Source organism: Pseudomonas sp. GW821-FHT01E05 (assembly GCF_059422425.1).
The window spans coordinates 127,017-150,759 of record NZ_JBWKWW010000005.1 but is presented as its reverse complement, the minus strand read 5'-3'; the positions used below and the strand labels follow the sequence as shown (position 1 = coordinate 150,759).

The 23,743-nt window shown below is 59.1% G+C and carries 20 protein-coding genes and 1 pseudogene; 18 read left to right on the top strand and 3 right to left on the bottom strand.

Annotated elements, in window-relative coordinates:
- Window positions 1-197 precede the first annotated feature (197 nt).
- The 4 genes and pseudogenes from pcaQ to AC07W5_RS12500 all read left to right on the top strand — a co-directional run.
- Window positions 198-1,127, top strand: a complete 930-nt coding sequence (gene pcaQ, locus AC07W5_RS12515) for a pca operon transcription factor PcaQ (RefSeq protein WP_495023490.1) — start codon at window positions 198-200, stop codon at window positions 1,125-1,127.
- A gap of 103 nt (window positions 1,128-1,230) precedes the next feature.
- Complete coding sequence (pcaH, locus tag AC07W5_RS12510) at window positions 1,231-1,950, top strand: protocatechuate 3,4-dioxygenase subunit beta (RefSeq protein WP_494993140.1); 720 nt, start codon at window positions 1,231-1,233, stop codon at window positions 1,948-1,950.
- A 12-nt stretch (window positions 1,951-1,962) separates the two neighbouring features.
- Complete coding sequence (gene pcaG, locus AC07W5_RS12505) at window positions 1,963-2,568, top strand: protocatechuate 3,4-dioxygenase subunit alpha (protein WP_494993139.1); 606 nt, start codon at window positions 1,963-1,965, stop codon at window positions 2,566-2,568.
- A 778-nt stretch (window positions 2,569-3,346) separates the two neighbouring features.
- Window positions 3,347-3,463, top strand: a pseudogene (locus tag AC07W5_RS12500) (DUF3079 domain-containing protein); the annotation flags it as partial.
- Between the two features lie 210 nt (window positions 3,464-3,673).
- On the opposite strand, the gene AC07W5_RS12495 reads toward AC07W5_RS12500, so the two are convergent.
- Together AC07W5_RS12495 and AC07W5_RS12490 are read right to left on the bottom strand one after the other, a co-directional pair.
- Window positions 3,674-4,897, bottom strand: a complete 1,224-nt coding sequence (locus tag AC07W5_RS12495; RefSeq protein WP_494993138.1) for a DUF3422 domain-containing protein — start codon at window positions 4,895-4,897, stop codon at window positions 3,674-3,676.
- 5 nt (window positions 4,898-4,902) lie between these two features.
- Window positions 4,903-5,517, bottom strand: coding sequence for a TetR/AcrR family transcriptional regulator (locus AC07W5_RS12490; RefSeq protein WP_494993137.1), 615 nt, complete (start codon window positions 5,515-5,517; stop codon window positions 4,903-4,905).
- Between the two features lie 117 nt (window positions 5,518-5,634).
- Between AC07W5_RS12490 and AC07W5_RS12485 the strand changes: the two genes are divergently transcribed.
- From AC07W5_RS12485 to gabD, 9 genes are all read left to right on the top strand, one after another.
- Window positions 5,635-6,384, top strand: a complete 750-nt coding sequence (locus tag AC07W5_RS12485; RefSeq protein WP_494993136.1) for an SDR family NAD(P)-dependent oxidoreductase — start codon at window positions 5,635-5,637, stop codon at window positions 6,382-6,384.
- A complete protein-coding gene (locus AC07W5_RS12480) occupies window positions 6,377-7,135 on the top strand; it encodes an SDR family oxidoreductase (RefSeq protein WP_495023489.1) in 759 nt (252 codons plus the stop codon). The genes AC07W5_RS12485 and AC07W5_RS12480 overlap by 8 nt, the downstream gene beginning before the upstream one ends.
- 160 nt (window positions 7,136-7,295) lie before the next feature.
- Complete coding sequence (locus tag AC07W5_RS12475) at window positions 7,296-9,371, top strand: hydantoinase/oxoprolinase family protein (protein WP_494993134.1); 2,076 nt, start codon at window positions 7,296-7,298, stop codon at window positions 9,369-9,371.
- A 29-nt stretch (window positions 9,372-9,400) separates the two neighbouring features.
- Window positions 9,401-11,065, top strand: coding sequence for a hydantoinase B/oxoprolinase family protein (locus tag AC07W5_RS12470; RefSeq protein WP_494993133.1), 1,665 nt, complete (start codon window positions 9,401-9,403; stop codon window positions 11,063-11,065).
- Between the two features lie 3 nt (window positions 11,066-11,068).
- Complete coding sequence (locus AC07W5_RS12465; RefSeq protein ID WP_494993132.1) at window positions 11,069-12,271, top strand: pyridoxal phosphate-dependent aminotransferase; 1,203 nt, start codon at window positions 11,069-11,071, stop codon at window positions 12,269-12,271.
- 34 nt (window positions 12,272-12,305) lie between these two features.
- On the top strand, window positions 12,306-13,118 hold the full coding sequence (locus AC07W5_RS12460; protein ID WP_495023488.1) for an NAD-dependent epimerase/dehydratase family protein: 813 nt from the start codon (window positions 12,306-12,308) through the stop codon (window positions 13,116-13,118).
- Between the two features lie 33 nt (window positions 13,119-13,151).
- Window positions 13,152-14,348 carry an NAD(P)/FAD-dependent oxidoreductase gene (locus tag AC07W5_RS12455; protein WP_495023487.1) on the top strand — a complete coding sequence of 399 codons (1,197 nt, stop codon included), beginning with the start codon at window positions 13,152-13,154 and terminating at the stop codon, window positions 14,346-14,348.
- Between the two features lie 27 nt (window positions 14,349-14,375).
- On the top strand, window positions 14,376-16,061 hold the full coding sequence (locus AC07W5_RS12450) for a thiamine pyrophosphate-binding protein (RefSeq protein ID WP_494993129.1): 1,686 nt from the start codon (window positions 14,376-14,378) through the stop codon (window positions 16,059-16,061).
- 70 nt (window positions 16,062-16,131) lie between these two features.
- A complete protein-coding gene (gene gabD, locus AC07W5_RS12445) occupies window positions 16,132-17,583 on the top strand; it encodes an NADP-dependent succinate-semialdehyde dehydrogenase (RefSeq protein ID WP_495023486.1) in 1,452 nt (483 codons plus the stop codon).
- 19 nt (window positions 17,584-17,602) lie between these two features.
- Here the strand turns inward: gabD and AC07W5_RS12440 are convergent, their stop codons facing one another.
- On the bottom strand, window positions 17,603-18,328 hold the full coding sequence (locus tag AC07W5_RS12440) for a FadR/GntR family transcriptional regulator (RefSeq protein ID WP_494993127.1): 726 nt from the start codon (window positions 18,326-18,328) through the stop codon (window positions 17,603-17,605).
- A 434-nt stretch (window positions 18,329-18,762) separates the two neighbouring features.
- Between AC07W5_RS12440 and AC07W5_RS12435 the strand changes: the two genes are divergently transcribed.
- The 5 genes from AC07W5_RS12435 (at window position 18,763) to AC07W5_RS12415 (ending at window position 23,740) form a co-directional block, all read left to right on the top strand.
- Window positions 18,763-19,911 (top strand): branched-chain amino acid ABC transporter substrate-binding protein, encoded by a 1,149-nt coding sequence (locus tag AC07W5_RS12435; protein WP_495023485.1) that lies wholly within the window; start codon window positions 18,763-18,765, stop codon window positions 19,909-19,911.
- A gap of 144 nt (window positions 19,912-20,055) precedes the next feature.
- Window positions 20,056-20,994 carry a branched-chain amino acid ABC transporter permease gene (locus AC07W5_RS12430; RefSeq protein ID WP_494993125.1) on the top strand — a complete coding sequence of 313 codons (939 nt, stop codon included), beginning with the start codon at window positions 20,056-20,058 and terminating at the stop codon, window positions 20,992-20,994.
- 12 nt (window positions 20,995-21,006) lie between these two features.
- Complete coding sequence (locus tag AC07W5_RS12425) at window positions 21,007-22,251, top strand: ABC transporter permease subunit (protein WP_494993124.1); 1,245 nt, start codon at window positions 21,007-21,009, stop codon at window positions 22,249-22,251.
- Entirely contained in the window at window positions 22,248-23,021 is a 774-nt protein-coding gene (locus AC07W5_RS12420; protein WP_494993123.1) for an ABC transporter ATP-binding protein, read from the top strand. The genes AC07W5_RS12425 and AC07W5_RS12420 overlap by 4 nt, the downstream gene beginning before the upstream one ends.
- Before the next feature lie 2 nt (window positions 23,022-23,023).
- Window positions 23,024-23,740: an ABC transporter ATP-binding protein gene (locus AC07W5_RS12415; RefSeq protein ID WP_494993122.1), complete on the top strand. Its 717-nt coding sequence runs from the start codon at window positions 23,024-23,026 to the stop codon at window positions 23,738-23,740.
- Window positions 23,741-23,743 lie beyond the last annotated feature (3 nt).

The following is a 23,743-nucleotide window of genomic DNA, read 5'->3' as shown; positions in this document are numbered from 1 at the left end:
GTCATTAAAAACAACCAAATGGCGCCATAAAAATGACGGTACACGCTCAGCTGGTCAACGCAACGTACTCTTTTCGCTCGTTGATTGGGGCACGGTAAGACTGGCGACTTGCAGTCCGGTCGTCAGGCAATTGAGGGCACTGTAATATCGCCTGCAAACGTTTCGACGCAGTCGAGGCAACTTCACAGGGCTCTGTAGTGAACATCGACACCCGCGTCAAATTCCGTCACCTCGTATGCTTTCTTGAAATGGCTCGTCAGGGCAGCCTGGCGCGGGCGGCGGATGTGTTGGCAGTGAGTCAGCCGGCGATGTCGAAGACGCTCAAGGAGCTGGAGGAACTGCTGGCGACAAGCCTGTTTATGCGCAGTAAAAGTGGCGTGAGCCTGACCGAGGCCGGGGTCGCCTTTTTGCGTTATGCCGGACCTTCGGTGCAGGCGCTGCGTGATGGGGTGAATACCTTGCGCGGTGGCGAATATGCGGCGGGCAGGGTGCGACTTGGGGTGTTGTCGACGGTGGAAAGCTTGCTGGTGCCTGAGGTTGTGCGGCGTTTGCACGAGCGCCATTCGGCGCTGGTGGTCAGTGTGGTGACCGGGCCGAGCGCGTATTTGTTGTCGCAGTTGCGAGTGGGTGATGTCGACCTGGTGGTCGGTCGTATGACCGACAGTCCGGAGATTCAGGGGCTGACTTTCGAGCATCTGTACAGCGAATCCATGACCCTGGTGGTGCGCCCCGATCATCCCTTGCTGGCCGGGCCACTGGAGCGTGGCGCCCTGGAAGATTTCCCGCTGGTGCTGCCACTGGCAGGGACGACGATTCGCAAGTTTGCCGACAGCCTGTTCGTGCAATGTGGCATCAGCCAGTCGCGGCAGCGTCTGGAAACCTTGTCCGTGACCCTGAGCCGCCGTTATGTGTTGTCCAGCGAGGCGATCTGGATCGCGCCGCTGGATGCAGTGCGCCTGGATCTGGCAAGCGGCGAACTGGTCGAGATCAATCCGGGGCAGCGCGAACCGGGTGGTTCAGTGGGGATTTCCAGTAATGCCAGTCTGCCGTTATCACTGGCGGCCCAGTGGTGTGTCGAGGTGCTGCGCGAGGTAGGGCAGGCGTATCGCGAAGGGTTTTATCCATAACCGTATGGTTATGTTTAAGTGGCTGTTTTTCAATATTCACGGTGGGTCTGTTGTTTGAAACTGCGAGGCACCCCCTCCATCAATCAAACAACAGGAGATCGACATGTCTGATGCAGACAGCAGTCGCTTCGTCATCCGTGACCGAAACTGGCACCCCAAAGCCCTGACCCCTGATTACAAAACCTCTGTCGCCCGTTCTCCACGCCAAGCCTTGGTGAGCATTCCCCAGTCGACCAGCGAAACCAGCGGCCCGGATTTCTCCCACCTGAAAATGGGTCGGTTCGATAACGATCTGCTGCTCAACTTCAACAACGGTGGTTTGCCGGTGGGGGAGCGGATCATCGTTTCCGGCCGGGTCTGTGATCAATATGGCAAGCCAATCCCGCATACCCTGGTGGAGATGTGGCAGGCCAACGCCGGCGGTCGCTACCGGCACAAGAATGATCGCTATCTGGCGCCTCTGGACCCGAATTTCGGCGGTGTCGGCCGGGCCCTGACCGACCGCGATGGCTATTACAGTTTCCGCACCGTGAAGCCCGGCCCGTATCCATGGCGCAATGGCCCGAATGACTGGCGACCGGCGCATATTCACTTTTCCATCAGCGGGCCATCGATTGCCACGCGGCTGATCACTCAGCTGTATTTCGAAGGCGATCCGTTGATCCCGATGTGCCCGATCGTCAAGTCGATCGCCAACCCAGAGGCGGTACAGAGCCTGATCGCCCGGCTCGATATGGGCAGCGCCAATCCAATGGATTGCCTGGCTTATCGCTTCGACATCGTGTTGCGCGGCCAGCGCAAGACCCACTTCGAAAACTGCTGAGGAGTGACGCTCATGCCTATCGAACTGCTACCCGAAACCCCTTCGCAAACGGCCGGCCCTTACGTGCATATCGGCCTGGCTCTGGAAGCTGCCGGCAACCCGACCCGGCCTGAGGAAATCTGGAACCAGATGGCCAGGCCCGGCGCGCCAGGTGAACAGATTCTGCTGATCGGTCATGTCTATGACGGCAATGGCCACCTGGTGCGCGACTCGTTCCTGGAGTTCTGGCAGGCCAACCATGAAGGGGTTTATGACCCGGTCTTCGACTCGGAAAAAGCCTTCAACAGCTTCGGCCGGACCGCCACCACCTTCGATGCCGGTGAGTGGACGCTGAACACCATCAAACCCGGGGTGGTGAAGAACGCCGCCGGTGTGCCGATGGCGCCGCACATCAATGTGTCGCTGTTTGCTCGCGGGATCAATATTCACCTGCAGACCCGGCTGTATTTCGCCGATGAGCCACACGCCAACGCGACGTGCCCGGTGCTGAATCTGATCGAGCAACCGCAGCGTCGGGAAACGCTGATAGCGCAGCGTTGCGAGGTGGACGGCAAGGTGGCTTATCGTTTCGATATACGCATTCAGGGGGAGGGTGAAACGGTGTTCTTCGATTTTTAAGCCTGCATTGCGCCGAGCCAATGAAATTAACGAGCGATGCCGACTACCACACGGCAGACCTCGTTGTTTACAACGTTTCGAATCGTCACGGTTTGCTTCGGATCAGGACAAACAGGAATGTTCGATCATTGGCATATTGTGCCATTGCACTTGCACAAGCATGACTTTTGCTTTGTGGATGATGGCAAATTGATGCTTTATCACCTCAAGGAATCCGTTGATGTTGATCCGCGTCAAGGTCGATCAGAGGGACGAGGCGTAACAATGCCGTGTGCATTGCCGTCCGTTGCACGTTCGTCGGGCAGACCAGCGTCGAAATGCGTAAGCAGGGGCATGCCGCATTGGTGGCATTGGGATTCATGCGAGGGGTTTGCGTGTTGGCAATACAGACAGATGGGCATGTCACTCACTCGAACTGTTCCAGGCGCAGACGATCAACCATAAAAAATCGTCCTGATGGCTGGGGAGGGAGATGGCTAGCAAGTCAAACGAGACTTAGAGAGACACCGCTGGCCAAAGCCACGATTGAGGTCAGCACGACAAACCATGCCAGTGGCTGGATGACTTTTCTCATGACGACTCCGGGTAATCGAGGAGGGATCAAAGGTTTCTGTGGGGGTGCTCAGACTTGAGCAAAACCCGGGCCAGGCCCGGAGGTCCTTATTTATTGGGGCTGTCAGAGTGTGAGGTGAAAAAGACCATGAGGTTTAGGGTGAAAACACCCACTTAATGGTTATTTTTACCCCGGATGGGTGACCCCCTTGTGGGGAGGGTGCTTGCCGATCGGACGATGCATCCCGCCGAGATGATCGGCGACGATTGGTATCTGCATGGTGACTGGGGCATCGAGCCGCTCATCACTGCGGACAAGACTGTGGACGATGGGCATTGCTGAGTGAGTTGAAGGCCAGCATCTAGTGGCCTGTGTGGTTGGTTCTGTTAGTCAACTTCGGCGCCACAAGCCCCTATCCTGCGTTGCTGTTCCTCGCCATAGCGGGCTATGACTCGTCACAGCGCCTTGGCCAGGGGCTTCTGGCATCCGAATTTGAACTGACGAACTAACCGTACAGGCCACTAGCGTTCAGATCCTGTGGACCCTGTCGTATCAATGCTCTTTGGCTTTTTTGATCCTGATCAAAACCAGCGCAAGCATGCTGATGGCGAGCGGAGTCATGGCCAGCATGGCGTCTTTTGCGGAAACGTCCGCTCCCAGCAGGTTCAATCCCGAATAGAGCAGCTTGAGCAGGTTCAGCAGGTAGTAAGTGATGGCGATAATCGACAAGCCTTCTACTGCGCGCTGGATTTTGATTTGGGTGTCTGCGCGAGTGTTCAGGCTATTCAGAATTTCCGAGTTCTGTTCCTCCATCTCGACCTGAACGCGTGCCTGCAGAAGATCCCCAAGGTTAGCGACGCTTTTGGCTAGCTGCTCCAGGCGCTGTTCGGTCACGGAGCAATACCTGACTGTGGGTTTGAAGCGCCTTTCAATAAAAATACCGAGCCGCTGACAATCACCCACGTGACTTTCCCGTAGTTCGCCCAGGCGTTCGAACACCAGCTGAGCGTAGGCTTGGGTCGCGCTGAAGCGGTGTCGGGTTTTCGCGGTGATGCTGACCACTTGCGCCGAAAGGTTGGCAATGTCAGTCAGCAACACTTTCGCATTTTCAGTATCGGACCCGGCGTTGCGCTCCGAGAGATTGACCAGTGTCTTGTCGAAGGCATTGAGTTGAGCGCTCAACGCTTTCGCGGTGGGCAGTGAAAGCGAAGCCATCATTCGGTAGGTTTCGATCTCCAGCAGGCGACGGATCATCCGTCCCTGGCGATAGGCATTCAGGCGCTTGTTAACGAATAGAAAGTGGTTGGTGCCGTCCTCGCTCAGACGAAAATCGCTCCAGGCCACCGCATCGCCCCCACCTATGCAAGAGCCACAAGGGTCTTTGAATCCGTAAGTCGCTAGATCGCCGGTAAAGGATGCGTCGGTACGTACCATAATCTGCACGGCATTGATCATGTGCTTCAAATAGGGTTCGACCCTGTCCATCAATGTCTTGGGTGGCGGACTCCAGCAAGGCTCCTGGTTGGAGGAGGTCATTACCAGCGTCAGGGTCAGGAACTCCGCGTGCCGCTCCCACTTCAAGGCGTGGCCGTCCAGTTCGGTGATGCCCTGGACCGCTTGTGGGTCGACGGGGTCGGGGCAGCATCGACTCAGCAAGGTGTCGCATAGCGCTTCGTCAGCGATAAACGCCATATGAAAGACGTCAGCGGGTTCGTCGAAATACAGGGAAGGGCGCGCGTGCAGCTCGTTGTGCAGTGCCAGTCGTTGTGGGTGCATGCTATTCAGGCCATGTTTGAATTGTTCTTGGCGCTTTCGATAATGCCCATGACGAAGGTGATCAACGCTTGTGTCAGGCGCTGTTCGGTGACCTCGACTCCGTGCCATTGCACGTGCCCGTACAGCATGCCGATGACGGCATGGGTTGCCAGGCTGATCTGACTTTCTTGCCGGCTTTGGTTTGCACATTCGGCGGCAATGATGCTACTCAGAATCGAGGCATAATTATTTTTCAGGGCATTGATCTGCTGCTGTTGTTCTTGGGACAGGTTGACGAACTCTCGAGTCACCAGTTGCAAGCGATGTGTTTGCGCCAGGCTGAAGCTGACGAAGGCCTGCACGAAGCGGCGCACGCGATCATCGGGATTTTTTGCGCCTTTCATGCGGCGTTTTGTGTCGAACAATAGATCGGCCAGGGTGGATTCGATCAGCTCGAACAACAGGCACTGCTTGTTTTCGATGTGGTGATACAGCGAGCCAGCATGCAAGCCCAGGTGGCCGGCCAGATCACGCAGGCCAATGGCCTGGTAGCCGCGGGTGGCAAACAGCTGGGTCGCGGCGTCGAGCAGGCGATCACGTATGGCGGAATGAGGGCTGGAGGGGAAAGTGGCCGCAGGCATGCTGGTGTCCTGTGTGCGTGTGGCGAGGCGATGGCCGGGCCGTTTTCGCACAATTTTGGTTTGACCAAATGTAAGACAACAGGCATCTTACGTAAAGACTAAATCGCGGAGGTGCTTATGGATGGTCAGACGGTCGTAATCGTAGGTGGGGCATCGGGTTTGGGGCTGGAAACAGCCAAGTTGATGCGCAGGCGCGGAGCGCAGAAAATCGGTCTGATAGACCGCAATGAGCAACTGATGGCCGAGGCCGCAAGTATTCTGCGTGCAGAGGGTTGCGAAGTCGCCACGGCGGCGGGTGATATATCCCGCAAGGAAAGCGCTCACGGCGCTTTCCAGCAGATCGTTAATGCGCTCGGTCGTGTGGATTGCCTGGTCAACAGCGCTGCGATTTATCCACGCCAGGATATTTTCGAGATCAGCGATGACGAATGGGATCTGGAGAACGCAGTCAATATCAAGGGCACCTATCACATGATGGTTGCAGCGGTTCGCCATATGCAGGCTTATGTCGCGGCACCGGCGGTGACCGGTCGCATCGTCAACGTGACCTCTGTGGATGCCTTCAAGGCGCACCCGCAAAATGCCCATTACGCAGCGACCAAGGCCGCGGTGGTCAGCCTGACCAAGTCTTTTGCCCAGGCCTGCGCCAAGGATCAGATCCTGGTCAACTCGGTGGCGCCCGCCGGTTTCGCGACCGAGCGTGCCCGGCAACTGGGCTTTTTGGGCGAGTTGGCGGCGGCGAACCCGCTGGGGCGCGCTGCTGAGCCCGCTGAAATCGCCGAGTGGATTGTGATGATGGGCAGCAGTCGCAACAGCTATGCCACAGGCGAAAACGTGATCGTCAGCGGAGGCTACATCTATGCCTGACTCAGCAGCGTTGCCGGCGGCCTATCGCTGTGCGTTGGTCACCGGTGCCACCAGCGGCATCGGCAAGGCGATTGTCCTGGCGTTGCGTGATGCGGGTATGCAAGTGATTGCAGTGGGGCGCAGTCGCGAAGCGCTTGATGAACTGCGGGTCGAGGAGGGGGTTGTGGCGTTGCAGGCGGACGTGCGTCAAGCCGATGCTTTCGTTGAAATCCTGAAGCAGTACCCCGTGGATGTGCTGGTGAACAACGCCGGTATCTTGTCCACGCGGGCGGCGTTCCAGGAAATTGATCCGGCAGAAATCGACAATATGCTCGATATCAACCTCAAGGCGCCCCTGAACCTGACTCGTCAAGTGTTGCCAGGCATGATCGAACGTGGCCATGGGCATCTGTTCTTTCTCGGCTCCAGCGCTGGCCGTGCGCCTCATCCAGGGGCGGCTGTCTATGGTGCGTCCAAGGCGGGTATCAGTCTGTTCTGTGACGCCTTGCGTTGCGATTTGCTGGGCAGTGGCGTACGGGTGACCGAGATTGCACCGGGGCGGGTACAGACTCAGCTGTATCGCACGGCCATGGGTATGCAGGCGGCGGGTAGTGAGCTGTATGAGGGGTATGAATCGATCATGCCACAAGACATTGCTCAGCTGCTGTTGGCGGCCCTGCGCCTGCCTGAACAGGTGGATGTGACGCGCCTTGAGGTATTTCCCACGGCGCAGGCCGTAGGCGGTTCGCGGATGGTCAAGACGCTCGACTGATCTGGCCGGGATTGGAACGGCGCTGGTCTTTTCGATCTTTGTCGGAGATGGCGTAAACCAGGGCGTTAGTCCTTGACTGCCTGTAAGACAACATATAACTTACATTTAAGCGGCTTGATTGCCTCTTGCCATGAGCTCAAGAACTTCAGGGGATACGACGATGACTGCTACTTCATGCCGGGTCGGCGTGGACATAGGTGGAACCTTTACCGATATCGCGTTGGATGTCGGTGGTGTGCTGCATTCAACCAAAATTCTGACTGACTATGAGCTCCCGGAGCGGGCGATCCTGAGCGGTGTTCACGCCGTCATTGAAGCGGCGGGCCTGAAGCTTTCCGATATCGATCAGCTGATCCACGGTACGACGCTGGCGACCAACGCGCTGATCGAGCGGCGGGGCGCCAAGACCGCGTTCATCACCACCGAGGGTTTTCGCGACACGCTGGAAATGCGTACCGAAAACCGCTTCGAGCAATACGACATCAATATCGCCTTGCCGCCGCCGTTGATTGAACGTGAGCATCGCTACACCTTGCGCGAACGCCTTGACGTGCATGGGCAGGTGCTGATTGCGCCGACCCGGGAAGACATTGATTGCCTGGTTGAGCGAATCGCAGAAGGTGATTACGAGAGCGTGGCGATTGGCTTGATTCACAGCTATGTCAACGACGCCCATGAGCGGTTGTTGCGCGATGCCCTGCAGGTCCGCTTGCCTAAGGTGTTGATCTCGATTTCCAGCGAAGTTTCGCCGCAGATGCGTGAGTTCGAGCGCTTCAACACGGTCTGTGCCAATGCCTATGTCAAGCCGCTGATCAAATCCTATCTTGATCGCCTGGTGGTCACGCTCAAGCAGGCGGGTGCCGATTGCCCTGTGTTCATGATCCACTCCGGTGGCGGCATCATTTCCGTGCAGAGCGCCGCCGAGTTTCCAGTGCGACTGGTGGAGTCGGGACCGGCAGGTGGCGCGATCTTTGCCGCCGATATTGCCCGCAAATACTCGCTGAACTCGGTTGTTTCCTTCGATATGGGCGGCACCACTGCAAAGATCTGCCTGATCGAAAACCAGGTCCCGAAAACCGCCAAGACCTTCGAAGTGGCGCGCACGTACCGCTTCAAAAAGGGCAGTGGCATGCCCATTTCAATTCCGGTGGTGGAGATGGTTGAAATCGGTGCCGGCGGCGGTTCGATTGCCAGCATCGACAGCATGCGCCAGATTCGCGTTGGCCCGCACAGCGCGGCATCCGAGCCAGGGCCTGCGTGTTATGGGCGAGGTGGCCTGGAGCCGACCATTACCGATGCCAACCTGCTGCTGGGTCGGCTGGATGCGGATAATTTTGCCGGCGGTGCGTTGCGCCTGTCGACCAAGAATGCCGCATCGGCTGTCGATCGGGTTATTGGTGCTCCGCTGAATATGGATGCCTTCACTGCCGCTTACGGCATCTGTGAAGTGGTCGATGAAAACATGGCAAACGCCGGGCGTGTGCATGCAGTGGAAAGCGGCAAGGACATTGCCGACTACACCATGATCACGTTTGGTGGCGGTGGCCCGCTGCATGCGGCGCGGCTCTGCGAAAAAATGGGGGTGTCGCGATTCCTGGTACCGGCGGGTGCCGGTGTGGGGTCGGCCATCGGCTTCCTGCGCGCGCCGTTCGGCTATGAAGCGGTTCGCAGCGCCTTTGTGCGGCTGTCGGAGTTCGATGCGGCCCAGGTCAATGGGCTGATCGACGACATGAAAGCCGAGTCCATCGGTTTCTTGCGCCAGGGCATGCCCGAGGGTGAGCCCGAATTGGAATGCACTGCCTTCATGCGTTACGTCGGTCAGGGCTGGGAGATTCCGGTGAGCCTGCCATTCAAGGCATTCAGCAAAGAGGACACGGCACAGTTCAAAGTCCTTTTCGAAGCGGCCTACACCATGTTTTTCGGTCGCCCGATCGAGGGGCCAGACGTGGAAATAGTCAGCTGGTCGGTCAAGGCCAGCTCGCCACTGATGGATGTCTTGCCGGTGGAGCAGATCAAAGCCTCTCATCGTGCCCATGAAGTGTCCCGGCGCGAGGTGTTCGATGTGCTTGGCGGCGGCTTTGTCGATGCGGGTATTTACCAGCGCGAAGAGTTGCAGCCGGGTGCGCGGATCGACGGTCCGGCCATCATCGCAGAACGCGAAACCTCGACTTTTGTGTCGTCCTCGTTCACCGCCACGGTCCAGCCTGACGGCTGTCTGCTGGTCGTTCGACGCTAAGCGTCACTTGCATAAGAAGGCGATTTCCCATGAGCGAAACATTGATCGATATTCAGATGCAGGTGATGTGGAATCGCCTGATCTCCGTGGTCGAGGAGCAGGCACTGACCCTGATCCGCACGGCATTCTCTACCAGCGTGCGTGAGGCTGGCGACTTGTCCGCCGGTGTGTTCGACCGCGCCGGCAACATGCTGGCCCAGGCAGTGACGGGCACCCCCGGTCACGTCAACACCATGGCTGAGGCAGTGGTGCATTTCATTAACGACATCGGCCCGGAGAACATCTTCGAGGGTGATGTGTACGTGACCAACGATCCCTGGAAGGGCACCGGGCACCTGCACGACATCACCATTGTCACGCCGTCGTTCTACAAAGGTCAGTTGATTGGCTACTTCGCCAGCACCGCCCACGTGGTCGATATCGGTGGCCGTGGCTTTGGTCCCGATGCCCGTGAAGTCTATGAAGAAGGCCTGTTCATTCCGGTGCTGAAGTTGTTCGAGCGCGGCCAGGTCAATCGCGATTTCATCAATATCCTGCGTAACAACGTGCGTGAGAACGACCGTGTCGTTGGTGACTTCTACGCCTTGTCGGCCTGCAACGAGACCGGTCACAAGCGGCTGTTGAGCATGCTTGAGGAGTTCAAACTCGATAACCTCGAGCATATCGGCGGCTTTATCCTTGAGCACAGCCGCCGCGCCACTCTGGAATGCTTCAAGTCGTTACCCCATGGCACCTACCAGAACAGCATGACGCTGGATGGCTACGATGTGCCGGTGACCCTGGCGGTGACGCTGACGGTGGGGCCGGACGGCATCCTTACGGACTTCACCGGAACCTCCGGTATGAGCCAGTTCGGTATCAACGTGCCTTTGGGTTATGCCAAGGCCTACGCCTGCTACGGCCTCAAGTGCATCGTGGCTCCGGAAATTCCCAACAACAGCGCCTCCCTGGCACCGTTCGATGTGGTCGCTCCTGAGGGCTGCATTCTCAATGCCAAGCACCCGGCTCCGGTGTCGGTGCGTCACGTTCTAGGGCATTTCGTGCCCGACCTGGTGCTGGGTGCGCTGCATAAATGCCTGCCAGGCCAGGTACCTGCCGAGGGTGCCAGCGCCCTGTGGAACCTGCACTTGAGCGTGCGCCCTCTGGAAAGCAACCCGGATGGCCGCAACGCCGAAATGCTGATGTTCAACAGCGGAGGCATGGGCGCTCGGGCCGCGAAAGATGGGCTGAGTGCCACGGCGTTCCCCAGTGGTGTGCATACCATGCCGGTGGAGGCGACTGAGCATGCGGGGCCGGTGATTGTCTGGCGCAAGGAGCTGCGTAACGGATCGGGCGGTGCAGGTTTGCTGCGAGGTGGGCTTGGTCAGGAAATCGAAGTCTCGGCAGCCGAGGGTTATGCCTTCCGGTTCAGCGCCATGTTCGACCGTATCCAGTATCCGGCCCGCGGTCTTGAGGGGGGCAAGGAGGGCGCCAAAGGTTATGTCGGGTTGGACGATGGCACTCTGCTGCGAGGCAAAGGCCAGCAATTTGTGCCGTCTGAACGCCGATTGCTGCTGAGCTTGCCGGGTGGCGGGGGGTACGGCGATCCGCGCCAGCGTCCTCGTGAAGAGGTCGCGCGCGATTTGCGGTTCGGTTACATCAGCGCCGAGCAGGCGCGCGAAGATTATGGCTACGAGCCAGGGCAGGGGAACTGAGGCATGGAATTTCAGAGTTCACGGGTCAGGACAGTCAAAAGTTCGCCCAGTATGGCGGTGTCGGTCCTTGCCAAGAAAATGCTTGCCCAAGGCGAGCCGGTGATCAACCTCAGTCTCGGAGAACCGGATTTCAATACCCCGGCCCACGTGATTGAAGCCGCTCACCAGGCCATGCTCAGCGGGCACAACCATTACACCGCGCCGAATGGCTTTGACGAGCTGCGCCAGGCCATCGTAGGCAAGTTCGCCCGGGAAAACGACCTGATTTATGGCCTGGACGAGATCTGCGTGGCCAATGGCGCCAAGCAGCTACTGTTCAATGCCTTTCTCGCGACACTGGAACCCGGCGACGAAGTGATTACGCCAGCGCCGTATTGGGTGTCTTACACCGATATGGTGTTGCTCAACGGCGGCGTGCCCAAAGTTATTCCTTGCGGTTCCGAGTACGGTTTCAAGCTGGATGCGGCGCGCCTCGAAGCGGCCATTACCCCTAAAACCCGCTGGCTGATGCTTAACTCGCCGAACAATCCGTGCGGCGCGATCTACACCCGGGAAGAATTCGCGGCCCTGGGCGCGGTACTGGAAAAGCACCCGCGGGTGCTGGTCATTTCCGACGAAATTTATGAGCACATTATTCTCGGCGACAAGCCTTTCGTGCCCTTTGTTATCGCCTGTCCCGGCCTGCGTGAGCGCACGCTGCTGATCAATGGGGTATCCAAGGCCTATGCCATGACCGGCTACCGCCTGGGTTACGCGGCAGGTCCCAAGGAACTGATCGTGGCCATGAACAAGACCCAGTCGCAGACCACGACCTGTCCGTCGGCGATCTCGCAACTGGCGGCGGCCGCTGCGTTGGACGGGCCTCAGGATTTTGTGCGTGATGCCAACCGTGAGTACCAGGCGCGGGGTGCGCTGGTAGTCAAAGGGCTGTCCGCGATCGAAGGTCTTGAGCTGCAGATGCCGGAAGGGGCGTTCTACGCGTTCCCCAAATGTGCCGCCTTTATCGGCAAGCGTACACCGCAGGGGCAAGTGATCGAAACAGATACCGACCTGGCCAGCTACCTGCTACGGGTGGGCAAGGTGGCGACCGTGCCGGGCTCGGCCTTTGGTTTGGAGCCCTATATCCGTCTGTCTTTCGCTACATCACGTGAACAACTTGAGCAGGCCATTGTGCAGTTGCGCGAGGCACTGGCGGCGCTGAAGTAAGCGCCGCTCCCTTTACTCATTTGAGACTTTCATCATGAGCAAGCCCTTCAAACGACTGTTGATTACCGGCGCCGCCGGCCGCCTGGGGCGCGTCTTGCGTGCTCATCTGGGCGAGTACGCCGATGTCCTGCGCCTGACCGATATTGCCGATATGGGTGAGGCCGCAGCTCACGAAGAACTGGTGCGTTGCGATCTGGCTAACTTCTGCGATGTCCTGCCGCTGGCCGAAGGCGTGGACGCCATCATTCATGCCGGTGGCGTGCCGCTGGAGAACACCTTCGAGTCGATCCTCAACGGCAACATCGTCGGTACCTACAACATTTATGAGGCCGCGCGTCAGCATGGCGTGAAGCGGGTGATCTACACCAGCTCCAATCACGCCATCGGTTTCTACGACCGCACCGAAACCATTGATGCCAGCGTTCCCCATCGTCCGGACAGCCTGTATGGAGTCAGCAAGTGCTTTGCCGAGGATCTGGGGCGCTATTACTGGGACAAGTTTGGCGTGGAGTCGGTGAACCTGCGTATCGGTTCCTCCTTCGAGGAGCCACTGGACCGCCGCATGCTGGCGACCTGGTTGTCCTTTGGCGACTTCGCCCAACTGGTCGAGCGTTCGCTGAATGCGCCGCGAGTCGGCCACATGATCGTGTACGGCATGTCCGCCAACCGTGAGTGTCTGTGGGACAACCGTATGGCGTCGTCCCTGGGTTATGTGGCGAAGGACAGCGCCGACGACTTCCGCGAGAAGGTCCTGGCCAACCATCCGCCATTGGACGCCTATGAACCGGCTGCTCGCTATCACGGCGGTAACTTCGCCGGTGCCGGTCATTTTGAAGATCCGAAATAACGCTTACTTACCACCTTTTCAGAGGTCCGAGCCATGGCTTCGACAGCAACCCAGCAACACTACGATGTGGTTATCGTGGGCGGCGCCGTCAACGGCAGCGCCACCGCGTATTTTCTCGCTACTAACCCGGATTTCACCGGTTCTGTATTGGTGATCGAGCGTGACTGGACCTACGCCCAATCGGCGACGGCGTTGTCCAGCAGCTCGATTCGGCAGCAGTTTTCCAACCCGATCAACATTCAGATTTCCAAATTCGGTGCCGAGTTTGTGCGGGCCTTCCCCGAGACCATGGAGGTCAATGGCGACAAGCCGGACCTGGCATTCCGGGAGAACGGCTACCTGTTCCTGGCGGACCAGCGCGGCTACGAAGTGCTGGAGCGCTTGCACGGTACGCAGGTGGAGCATGGCGCCGATGTGCTCATGCTTGATCCGCAGCAATTGATTGAGCGCTTTCCCTGGATCAACCCGGACAGTCTGGCCGGCGCCAGTTTCGGTCAAACCGGCGAAGGCTGGTTCGACAGCTACGGCATGCTCAACGGCTTTCGCAAGAAGGCGCGCTCCCTGGGGATCGAGTACATCGAGAACGAAGTGGTCGAAGTGTTGCGTACGGGCGATCTGATTACTGGCGTGCGTCTGGCCAGTGGTGAGCGCATCGGTTGCCAGACGCTGGTCAACACGGCGGGCACCCGTGGGCCCAAGGTTGCGCGTATGGCCGGTCTGCAAATTCCGGTGGAGGCTCGCCGCCGTTCGCTGTTCGTCTTCGACTGCCATACACCGCTGACCGGTGTGGTGCCGCTGACCATCGACCCGACGGGCGTGTTCTTTCGCCCCGAAGGGCATCTTTATCTGGGGGGTACCTATCCGAAAGTCGACCCGGAAGTGGACGTCAACGACTTCGACGTGCTGCACGACGAGTTCGACGAAGAAGTGTGGCCGATTCTCGCCGAGCGGGTGCCGACGTTCGAGGCGATCAAGGTCGTCAACTCCTGGGCCGGGCATTACGACTTCTGCGTGCTGGACCACAACGCCATCGTCGGCCCCCACAGCGAGGTGCGCAACTTTCTATTCTGCAACGGCTTCAGCGGTCACGGCTTGCAACAGGCGCCCGCCATCGGGCGTGGCCTCAGTGAGCTGATCACCTACGGTGCCTACCGCAGCCTTGACCTGAGCGCCTTGTCCTACGAACGCGTCGTGGAAAACCGGCCCTTTTTGGAAGACTCGGTCATCTGACCGATCAGCCTGATGGAGAATAAGATCATGAACAAAACATCCACGGCGCTGCGCAGTGGTGGGCAAGTGTTGGTCGATGCCTTGCGGATCAATGGTGTCGAGCGTGCTTTTTGTGTCCCGGGTGAAAGTTATCTGGCAGTGCTCGATGCGTTGCATGACGCCAAGGACGATATCGAGCTGATCGTGTGTCGCCAGGAAGGTGGCGCGGCCTATATGGCCGAAGCCTATGGCAAGCTGACCGGCAAGCCGGGTATCTGCTTCGTGACTCGTGGGCCTGGAGCGACCAACGCTTCGGTTGGCGTGCACACCGCGTTCCAGGACTCGACGCCGATGATCCTTTTTATCGGTCAGGTGGCTCGCGATCAGGTCGAACGCGAGGCGTTCCAGGAAATCGACTACCGGCGCATGTTCGGTCAAATGGCCAAGTGGGTCGTGGAAGTGGATGACGCGGCCCGCCTGCCGGAGCTGCTCAGCCAGGCATTCCATCGCGCCACCAACGGCCGGCCGGGGCCGGTGGTGGTGGCCTTGCCCGAAGATATGCTAACCGATCTGGTTGACGTGGCGGATGCCGGGCCTGCCCAGTCTATCGAACCTGCGGCATCGCCCGCAGCGCTGACGCAACTGCAAAGCCTGATCGGCGAAGCTCAGCGTCCACTGGTGGTGCTGGGTGGCGGGGGGTGGAGTGCTGAAGCTGTGGAGGATATCCGCAGCTTTATCGAGACGCAGAATCTGCCGGTGGCGGCGTCGTTCCGTTGCCAGGATCTGTTCAACAACACCTTGCCTAACTACGCCGGTGATCTGGGCCTGGCCGCTGGGCCAGAACTGGTGGAGGCGGTAAAGAACGCCGACCTGTTGCTGGTGGTGGGAGCGCGTCTGGGCGAGATGAGCACCGGCGGCTACTCCTTGGTGGATATTCCGGTTCCGAAGCAGAAGCTGGTGCATATACATGCCGGTATCGAGGAGCTGGGGCGGGTTTATCAGCCGGTGCTGGCGATCAATGCCGGGATGAAAATCTTCGCCGCCCAAGCCGCCGGCCTCTCGGCAGTCAAACCCCAGGCTTTCAGTGATTGGGTGGCCAGGCTCAATCGCGGTTATCGTGCCAATTTCGACTGTCCGCCGTCGCCGGGGCCCGTGCAGATGAGCGAGGTTATCGCCTGGCTGAACAAGCGTCTGCCTCATGACAGCGTGCTTACCTGTGGTGCCGGCAACTACACCGGATGGCTGCATCGTGGCTATCAACACCGCACCTTCCGCACTCTGCTGGGGCCTACCAACGGTTCTATGGGCTATGGGGTGCCGGCTGCGGTGGCAGCGAAAATCACTGCGCCGGATCGTATGGTGGTGGCCTTCGCGGGTGACGGCTGCTTCCTGATGAACGGGCAGGAGTTGGCGACAGCGGCGAACTACGATGCCCGGCTGATCGTGATTGTGGTCAACAACGGTATGTACGGCACCATCCGCATGCACCAGGAGCGCAGTTACCCGGGTCGCGTCAGTGGTACTGAGCTGCACAACCCGGATTTCGCCGCTCTGGCCCGTTCCTATGGGTTTCATGGCGAGACGGTGGTGGCGACCGAAGAGTTCGCCGCAGCCTTCGAGCGCTGCGTGGCCTCGGGCAAACCTGCACTGATCGAGGTGCAGGTGGACCCCGAAGCCCTGACGCCGCGCATGACCTTGAGCCAGATCCGCGAAAAGGCCCTCGCTTCTCTCTGATTTCCCTCGGGCGGGGTGGACAGCCGTCCCCCCGTCTTTTTTCGCCCCTGATTTATGTGAGTCCATCAGCATGAAACTTGCCGACCCTCAACTGTTGCGTGAACGTTGCTATATCGATGGAAGCTGGATTGCGGCCGATAGCGGCCAGACAATCGATGTCACCAATCCTGCGACGGGTGAGCGCTTGGGCAGTATTCCGCGCATGGGCGTGAATGAAACCCGCCGCGCCATCGCTGCCGCCGAGGCGGCCCTGCCTGCCTGGCGTGCACTGACGGCGAAAGAGCGGGCGGCACGCCTGCAGGCCTGGTTTCGCGAAATCATGCTGCACCAGGAGGACCTGGCGCAGATCATGACCGCCGAACAAGGCAAGCCCTTGGCAGAATCGCGCGGCGAAGTCGCGTTTGCCGCGGCCTACGTGGAGTGGTACGCCGAAGAGGGAAAGCGCATTTACGGAGACATCATTCCTTCGCCCAATGCCGATCGCCGATTGCTGGTGACCAAGGAGCCGATTGGTGTATGCGCAGCCATTACGCCTTGGAACTTCCCGGCGGCCATGATCACGCGTAAGGCCGCGCCGGCCTTGGCGGCTGGTTGCACGCTGGTGCTCAAGCCCGCGTCGCAAACGCCTTACAGTGCCCTGGCGTTGTGCGTGCTGGCCGAGCGGGCGGGGATTCCCCGTGGTGTGCTGAGCGTGGTGACCGGCGATTCAGCCGCCATCGGCGGCGAGCTGACGTCCAGTGCGGTGGTGCGCAAGCTGTCCTTCACCGGGTCCACTCCCGTAGGTATTCAGCTGCTGGAGCAATGCGCAGCCACGGTCAAGAAAGTCACTCTGGAATTGGGTGGCAATGCACCGTTCATTGTGTTCGATGATGCCGACCTGGACGCAGCCGTCGAAGGTGCATTGATCGCCAAGTTCCGTAACTCGGGACAGACCTGCGTGTGTGCCAACCGCTTTTACATCCAGGAGGGTGTCTACGATCGCTTTGTGGAGAAGTTCGCGGCCAAGGTCGCCGGGCTGGTGGTGGGCGAGGGGACGCAAGCGGAAACGACCGTCGGCCCGATGATCGATGGCAAGGCTGTTGCGGGTGTTGAGGCCATGGTGGCCCAGGCTCGGGAGTCCGGAGCGCGTGTGGTGGCGGGCGGCAAGCGCCATGCCTTGGGTGGCTCCTTCTTCGAACCGACCTTGTTGGCGGATGTGACGGCGGACATGCGTGTGGCACAGGAAGAGATTTTTGGCCCGGTGGCGCCGCTTTTCCGCTTCAGCACCGAGGAGGAGGTAATCGCCCTGGCCAATGCCACCGAATTTGGCCTGGCGTGCTATCTCTATGCTCGCGATCTGGGGCGGGTCTGGCGTGTGTCCGAGGCACTGGAGTACGGCATGGTCGGCGTCAATGTCGGCGTGCTGGCGACCGAGGTCGCTCCGTTCGGTGGTGTGAAGTCCTCGGGTCTGGGGCGCGAAGGGTCGCGTTACGGGATCGAGGACTATCTGGAGATCAAATACGTCTGCCTGGGCCTGGGCTAATGCAGGAAGGAAGCGGAGATTACTCTCCGCTGTCGACCAATCGCTGGTAGCGAGACAGGCTTTCTTCGAGGTGCTTGCGCAGTGCCGAGCGCGCGCCGCTGACATCACCCATGGTAATGGCCGAGAGAATCGCGCCGTGTTCGCGGCCGATTTTCTTGATGTGGGCCAGGCGGCTCTTGCCGGTGGATTGGCCGTGCTTGAGGTGCAAATCGAAAATGATGTCCGGCCCCAGGGCTTCGAGCAGTTGCGAGAAGTGCGGGTTGTTGGTGGCTCGGGCAATCGCCAGGTGAAACTCGAAGTCGGCCTTGGCTTCCTCTTCCAGGTCGCTTCCGTCCAGCGCGTTGAATCGGTCAAATGCTTCGGTGATCTGCGCCATGCTGGTCGGACTGCGGCGTTCGGCTGCGCGAGCCACCGATTCGGTTTCGACGCCCAGGCGCAGTTCCAGCACGTGGGCGGCTGCGCGCACATCATCGACAGCGCTGCTCAAGGCATAGCCGATGCGCTTCACATCCTGCTCGACCACGAACACTCCGACGCCCTGGCGGGCGAGCAGGCGTCCGCCCAAGCGGAGGGAGGCTACTGCTTCGCGGATTACCGGGCGGCTGACGTTGAATTCCTTGCACAGCTCCTGTTCGGACGGCAGCTTCTGGCCCGGTCCATAGGTGCCTACATCAATGCGGTTGGACAGTTCCTTGATCACTGTCTCCGCCAGATTGGCCCTTCGCGTACCGAGGGTCGCGTTCATATGTGTTGCTCCTGAAAACGGGGGGTGTTCACCCAAGCGTGGATGGTTGAACAGGTCACGGGGTTCAGTCAAACACGGCCGTGGCCGTTTTGAATACGCCTTGATTCAGGCAAAGACTGACTTCTTATAGGTTATCAAATAACTGACCTGTGATGGTGCGAATGGTCAGGAATTCGGGCCGAGTCGGCATCGCATCAGTGGGTTGTTCAACGCTGTTTGCGCCGTCATCGCCATTTTCACTCGACCCAAGCATACACCTATTGACAGTTGCCTGCTGACTGTTATCTTACAAGTGCGCCGGCGAATGGCCTACGCACTTGCAGTGAGATGTCCCGAATAAGGTCTGGTTGCCGTGAAAGGGCCCGGATGTGGAAAAGAAGACTTGCACGCCAACGTGCTTAATTCGTTTGTCCGATGATTTCTGGGAGGGGAATATGCGTAAACATAACCTGGGCTTTACAGCGCTCACCGTAGCTATGGCTGCCATCCTGAGTGTTGGGTCCGCCGCGGCTGCCGATACTGAGCAGGTCAAGATCGGCTTCGCCGGTCCGTTGACAGGTCCGTCCGGTCACCAGGGTCTTGATGTCGAGCATGGCGTCAGCATCGCCATAGAAGAGGCCAATCAGCAAAAGCTGAAGATTGGCGACAAGGTGGTGGAGTTCAAGCTGGTGTCGGAAGATGATGTGGCCGACCCCCGTACCGGCACGGCTGTCGCTCAGCGTCTGGTAGACGCGAAAGTGGCAGTGGTCATCGGTCACTACAACTCCGGCACCAGTATTCCGGCTTCGAAAATCTATGGTGATGCCGGTATCCCGCAAATCTCGCCGTCAGCCACCAACCCGGCTTTGACCCGTCAGGGCATCAAGTCGGTTTTCCGCGTGGTCAACGACGACGCCACTCTGGGCCGCTACGCCGGCAACTACCTGGTCAATCAGCTAGGTGCCAAGCGCATTGCGATCTTCGACGATCGCACGGCCTATGGTCAGGGTCTGGCCGATGAAGTGAACAAGGCCGTCAAGGCTGCCGGCGGTAATGTGGTGGTGCGTGAATACACCAATGACAAAGCTACGGATTTCAACGCCATCCTCACCACCGCCAAAGCCCAGCAGGCCGATGCGGTGTTCTTCGCGGCGCTGGACTATCAAGCGGCGCCCATGGCCAAGCAGATGAAGAACCTGGGCCTGAAAGCCAAATTCATGAACATCGGCAATCTGCCTAACGACGAGTTCAAGAAAATGGCCGGCAGCGCCGCCGAAGGCACCTACGCCTGGAACTACGGCATGCCGTTGCAGGAAATGCCCAAGGGCGCGGCGTTCGAGCAAAAACTCAAGGACAAGTTCGGTATGGGCGTCGTGCAGTCTTCGCCGGCCGCTTACGACGCTACCTGGGCGGCGATCAGCGCCATGGTCAAGGCCCAGTCCGTCGAACCGGCGGTGTACCTGCCGGTACTCAAGAGTTCCAGCTATGACGGTGTGACCGGCACCATCGCCTTCGACGATTACGGCAACCTGAAGAACGCCGCTGCGACCATCTTCCAGTTTACCGGCGGTCAGTGGAAAACCCTTTCTGTTGCACGCGACTAAGCCACTGCGTCAGCCAAAACAATAAGCGGGCCGCCAAGGCCCGCGACTACAAAAAGAAGCTCTTTCTGATCTGCCATGAATGTCACCGCGTCGCTGTTCCCGGCGCGCGCTGGTGGATACGACGCAGCTTTGAGGATTCAGCAAGTGGAAGCCAATCTCAATATTTTGTTGCAGCAGATCCTCAACGGTCTGGTGCTGGGCAGTATCTACGCCTTGGTCGCCCTGGGCTACACCATGGTCTACGGCATTATCGGCCTGATCAACTTCGCCCATGGCGAGGTCGTGATGGTGGGTGCCATGGTGACCATCTCGGTGTTGACCATGCTCGCGGGTTTCGGCTTCGCACCGGGAGTGCTGACGCTGTTGTTCGCCATCATGATCGCGGCGCTGGTGTGCATGCTCATGGCCCAGGGTATGGAAAAGTTTGCCTATCGCCCGCTGCGCAAGGCACCCCGTTTGACGCCGCTGATCCTGGCCATCGGTATTTCGATTTTCCTGCAGAACCTGGCAATGATGATCTGGGGGCGCGGCTACAAGACCTTTCCCGAGGTAGTCGAAACCCGGCCCATCGAAGTGTTCGGCGCCACCATCACCAACGTGCAAATGAGCATCATGATTATCTCGGTGGTGATCATGCTTGCGCTCTGGTTGTTGGTGGACAAGACCAGGCTGGGCAAGGCGATGCGCGCCACGGCCCAGAATCAGGAAGTCGCCGGGCTGATGGGGATCAACATCAACCGGGTTATTTCCGCGACATTCGTGATCGGTGCGTCCCTGGGAGCTGTCGCCGGTGTCATGCGTGCGGTCAACTATGGTCAGGCAGATGCCTACATGGGCTTGTTGCTGGGGCTCAAGGCTTTTTCCGCTGCGGTGCTGGGAGGTATCGGAAACCTGTTCGGCGCCATGGCCGGTGGCATCCTGCTGGGACTGATCGAATCCCTTGCGGCGGGCTACACCGGGCAAATGACTGGCGGTTTTCTCGGTGCCAACTATCAAGACATCTTCGCCTTCATGGTGCTCATCCTGGTGCTGCTGTTCCGTCCCAACGGGTTAATGGGCGAGCGTCAGGCCGACCGCGCCTAGGAGGCTGCCAACATGAAAAACAACTACGCACAATATGCCTTGCTGATTCTGGCTTTCATCGCCTTGCCCTTTCTGGTGGATGCGGTGCCGTTCCTGGGACCCACCTGGGTACGCATCCTGGGTTTTGCCATGCTCTATGTGCTGCTGGCACTTGGGCTCAATATCGTGATCGGGTATGCCGGCCTGCTGGATATGGGCTACATCGGTTTCTATGCCATAGGCGCCTATTTGTACGCGTTGCTGTCCTCGCCGCACCTGAACCTGGTGGGCTTGACCGAGGGCGTGCTCAACTGGCCGATCTGGATCATCATTCCGTTGGCCGCGGTGCTCGCGGCCATCTGCGGGGTGTTGATCGGCGCGCCGGTGCTCAAGCTGCGCGGAGACTACCTGGCGATCGTGACCCTGGGGTTCGGCGAGATCATCCGCATCTTCATGAACAACCTGGATCAACCGGTGAATATCACCAACGGCCCCCAGGGCATCAGTGGGATCGCGCCGCTGCATATCGACGGCGCTACCTGGTCCCACGCAGTAGGTGAAACGCCACAAACGCTGCTGTCGCTGCAAACCAAATGGAGCGTCTTTGGCCTGCAAGTCTCGCCGGTGATCAGCTATTACCTGTTCTTCCTGGCGGTAGTGATCCTGTCCATCATTTTGTCCAAGCGTCTCGAAGTTTCGCGGATTGGCCGAGCCTGGATGGCACTGCGCGAAGACGAAGTGGCCGCCGAGGCCATGGGACTGAACAAGCGTAACCTCAAGTTGCTCGCATTTGCCATGGGCGCCACGTTCGGCGGCGTTTCCGGCGCGTTGTTTTCCGCCTACCAGGGGTTTGTCAGTCCCGAATCCTTCACGTTGATGGAATCGATCATGGTGTTGGCCATGGTGGTTTTGGGCGGAATGGGCTCGATTCGAGGGGTGGTGCTGGGGGCTTTGATCCTGTCGATCATGCCCGAGGTCTTCCGCGACCTGGTCAACTGGGTTCAGCCGTTCGTCCTGGACAACGTTACCTTCATCAGCCGTGACGTGTTGCGCAACATTCTCGATGCCTCGACCCTGCGCATGTTGGTGTTCGGCCTGGCGCTGATTCTGGTGATGCGCTTCCGTCCCGAGGGGCTGTGGCCTTCACAGCGTCGTCGTGCCGAGCTGCATGATGCCGACCCTGAGCCGCAGGCGATGGACACCGCGCTGGACAGCACGGCGACGCACCTGACAACAGCCCCGCAGGATTTCAAGTTAAAAGAGGCGAACAAGGTATGAGCGACGTATTGCTGGAGTTGCGTTCGGTCAGCAAATTCTTCGGCGGCCTGCAGGCCCTGCACAACATTGACTTGAGTATCAGACGCGGCGAAATCCGTGGCCTGCTCGGGCCCAACGGTGCTGGCAAGACCACCTTGTTCAACGTGCTCACCGGCTTGTATCGAGCTGAAGAGGGCAAGGTGGAGTTCAACGGCAAGCCTTTGCGTATCAGCAAGCCCCACAAAGTGGTGGAGGCGGGGATCTCGCGAACCTTCCAGAACATTCGCTTGTTCCACAATATGACGGCGTTGGAGAACGTCATGATCGGCCGTCATGTACGTACCCGCAGTGGCGTGTTTGGTGCGATTTTGCGCACCTCTCGCTGTGTTCAGGAAGAACGCGAGATACACGAGGCGGCCCGCTACTGGTTGAACTATGTGGGCATAGGCCGGTTTGCCGGTGAGCTGGCGAAGAACCTGTCCTACGGCGATCAGCGCCGTTTGGAAATCGCCCGTGCATTGGCGACCGAACCTTTGTTGGTGGCACTCGACGAGCCGGCTGCCGGTATGAACGCTTCGGAGACCGAAGGGCTGCGACAGCTGATGTGCAAGATGAAGGCGGACGGCAAAACCGTGCTGTTGATCGAGCACGATGTGAAGCTGGTCATGGGTTTGTGTGACCACGTTACAGTCCTGGAGTTTGGCAAAAAAATTGCCGATGGCTTGCCGGCGCAAGTGCAGAAAGACCCTCGAGTGATCGAGGCCTATTTGGGTACGGAGACGGTGGCTTGAGCATGAAACGTATTCTTGAAGTGAGCGACCTGAAGGTTTCCTATGGTGCCATTCAGGCGATCAAGGGCCTGGATTTTCATGTAAATGAAGGGGAGATGGTTGCCTTGATCGGTGCCAACGGCGCAGGCAAGACCACCACCCTGAAGACCCTGGCGGGACTGCTCACCCCGGTGGGCGGTCAGATCACTTTCGATGGCAAGGCTCACGGGAAGATCAAAAGCTACGACCTGATTCGCGAAGGCCTGGCGCTGGTGCCGGAAGGGCGGGGTATTTTTCCCAAGTTGACGGTCTATGAAAACCTTGAGATGGGGGCGTTCTCGCGCAACGACGGTAAAACGGCGATCCATGCCGACATCGAACGCATGTTCGGCATTTTTCCGCGACTCAAGGAGCGGGCGTTCCAGTTGGCCGGGACCATGTCCGGCGGTGAGCAGCAAATGCTGGCCATCTCGCGCGCGCTGATGGGCAAGCCCAAGCTGCTGCTGCTCGATGAGCCGTCCATGGGGCTGGCCCCGATCATCGTGCAGAAAATCTTCGAGACCATCCGCGAGGTGGTCAAGGGCGGCGTGACCCTGTTGTTGGTAGAGCAGAACGCCAGGCTGGCCTTGCAGACCTGCCAGCGTGCCTATGTGATCGACGGCGGGCGTATTGCTCTGGAAGGCCAGGCACAAGAGTTGCTGCACAACGAACAAGTCCAGAAAGCTTACCTGGGAGAGTGACCC

Coding starts and splice junctions, on each gene's coding strand:
- AC07W5_RS12485 (WP_494993136.1), top strand. CDS start 5,635: ATGGATGGTCAGACGGTCGTAATCGTAGGTGGGGCATCGGGTTTGGGG.
- AC07W5_RS12415 (WP_494993122.1), top strand. CDS start 23,024: ATGAAACGTATTCTTGAAGTGAGCGACCTGAAGGTTTCCTATGGTGCC.
- pcaH (WP_494993140.1), top strand. CDS start 1,231: ATGTCTGATGCAGACAGCAGTCGCTTCGTCATCCGTGACCGAAACTGG.
- AC07W5_RS12460 (WP_495023488.1), top strand. CDS start 12,306: ATGAGCAAGCCCTTCAAACGACTGTTGATTACCGGCGCCGCCGGCCGC.
- AC07W5_RS12490 (WP_494993137.1), bottom strand. CDS start 5,517: ATGCCTGCGGCCACTTTCCCCTCCAGCCCTCATTCCGCCATACGTGAT.
- AC07W5_RS12455 (WP_495023487.1), top strand. CDS start 13,152: ATGGCTTCGACAGCAACCCAGCAACACTACGATGTGGTTATCGTGGGC.
- AC07W5_RS12495 (WP_494993138.1), bottom strand. CDS start 4,897: ATGCACCCACAACGACTGGCACTGCACAACGAGCTGCACGCGCGCCCT.
- AC07W5_RS12475 (WP_494993134.1), top strand. CDS start 7,296: ATGACTGCTACTTCATGCCGGGTCGGCGTGGACATAGGTGGAACCTTT.
- AC07W5_RS12480 (WP_495023489.1), top strand. CDS start 6,377: ATGCCTGACTCAGCAGCGTTGCCGGCGGCCTATCGCTGTGCGTTGGTC.
- AC07W5_RS12420 (WP_494993123.1), top strand. CDS start 22,248: ATGAGCGACGTATTGCTGGAGTTGCGTTCGGTCAGCAAATTCTTCGGC.
- AC07W5_RS12450 (WP_494993129.1), top strand. CDS start 14,376: ATGAACAAAACATCCACGGCGCTGCGCAGTGGTGGGCAAGTGTTGGTC.
- AC07W5_RS12470 (WP_494993133.1), top strand. CDS start 9,401: ATGAGCGAAACATTGATCGATATTCAGATGCAGGTGATGTGGAATCGC.
- AC07W5_RS12435 (WP_495023485.1), top strand. CDS start 18,763: ATGCGTAAACATAACCTGGGCTTTACAGCGCTCACCGTAGCTATGGCT.
- pcaG (WP_494993139.1), top strand. CDS start 1,963: ATGCCTATCGAACTGCTACCCGAAACCCCTTCGCAAACGGCCGGCCCT.
- gabD (WP_495023486.1), top strand. CDS start 16,132: ATGAAACTTGCCGACCCTCAACTGTTGCGTGAACGTTGCTATATCGAT.
- AC07W5_RS12465 (WP_494993132.1), top strand. CDS start 11,069: ATGGAATTTCAGAGTTCACGGGTCAGGACAGTCAAAAGTTCGCCCAGT.
- AC07W5_RS12425 (WP_494993124.1), top strand. CDS start 21,007: ATGAAAAACAACTACGCACAATATGCCTTGCTGATTCTGGCTTTCATC.
- AC07W5_RS12440 (WP_494993127.1), bottom strand. CDS start 18,328: ATGAACGCGACCCTCGGTACGCGAAGGGCCAATCTGGCGGAGACAGTG.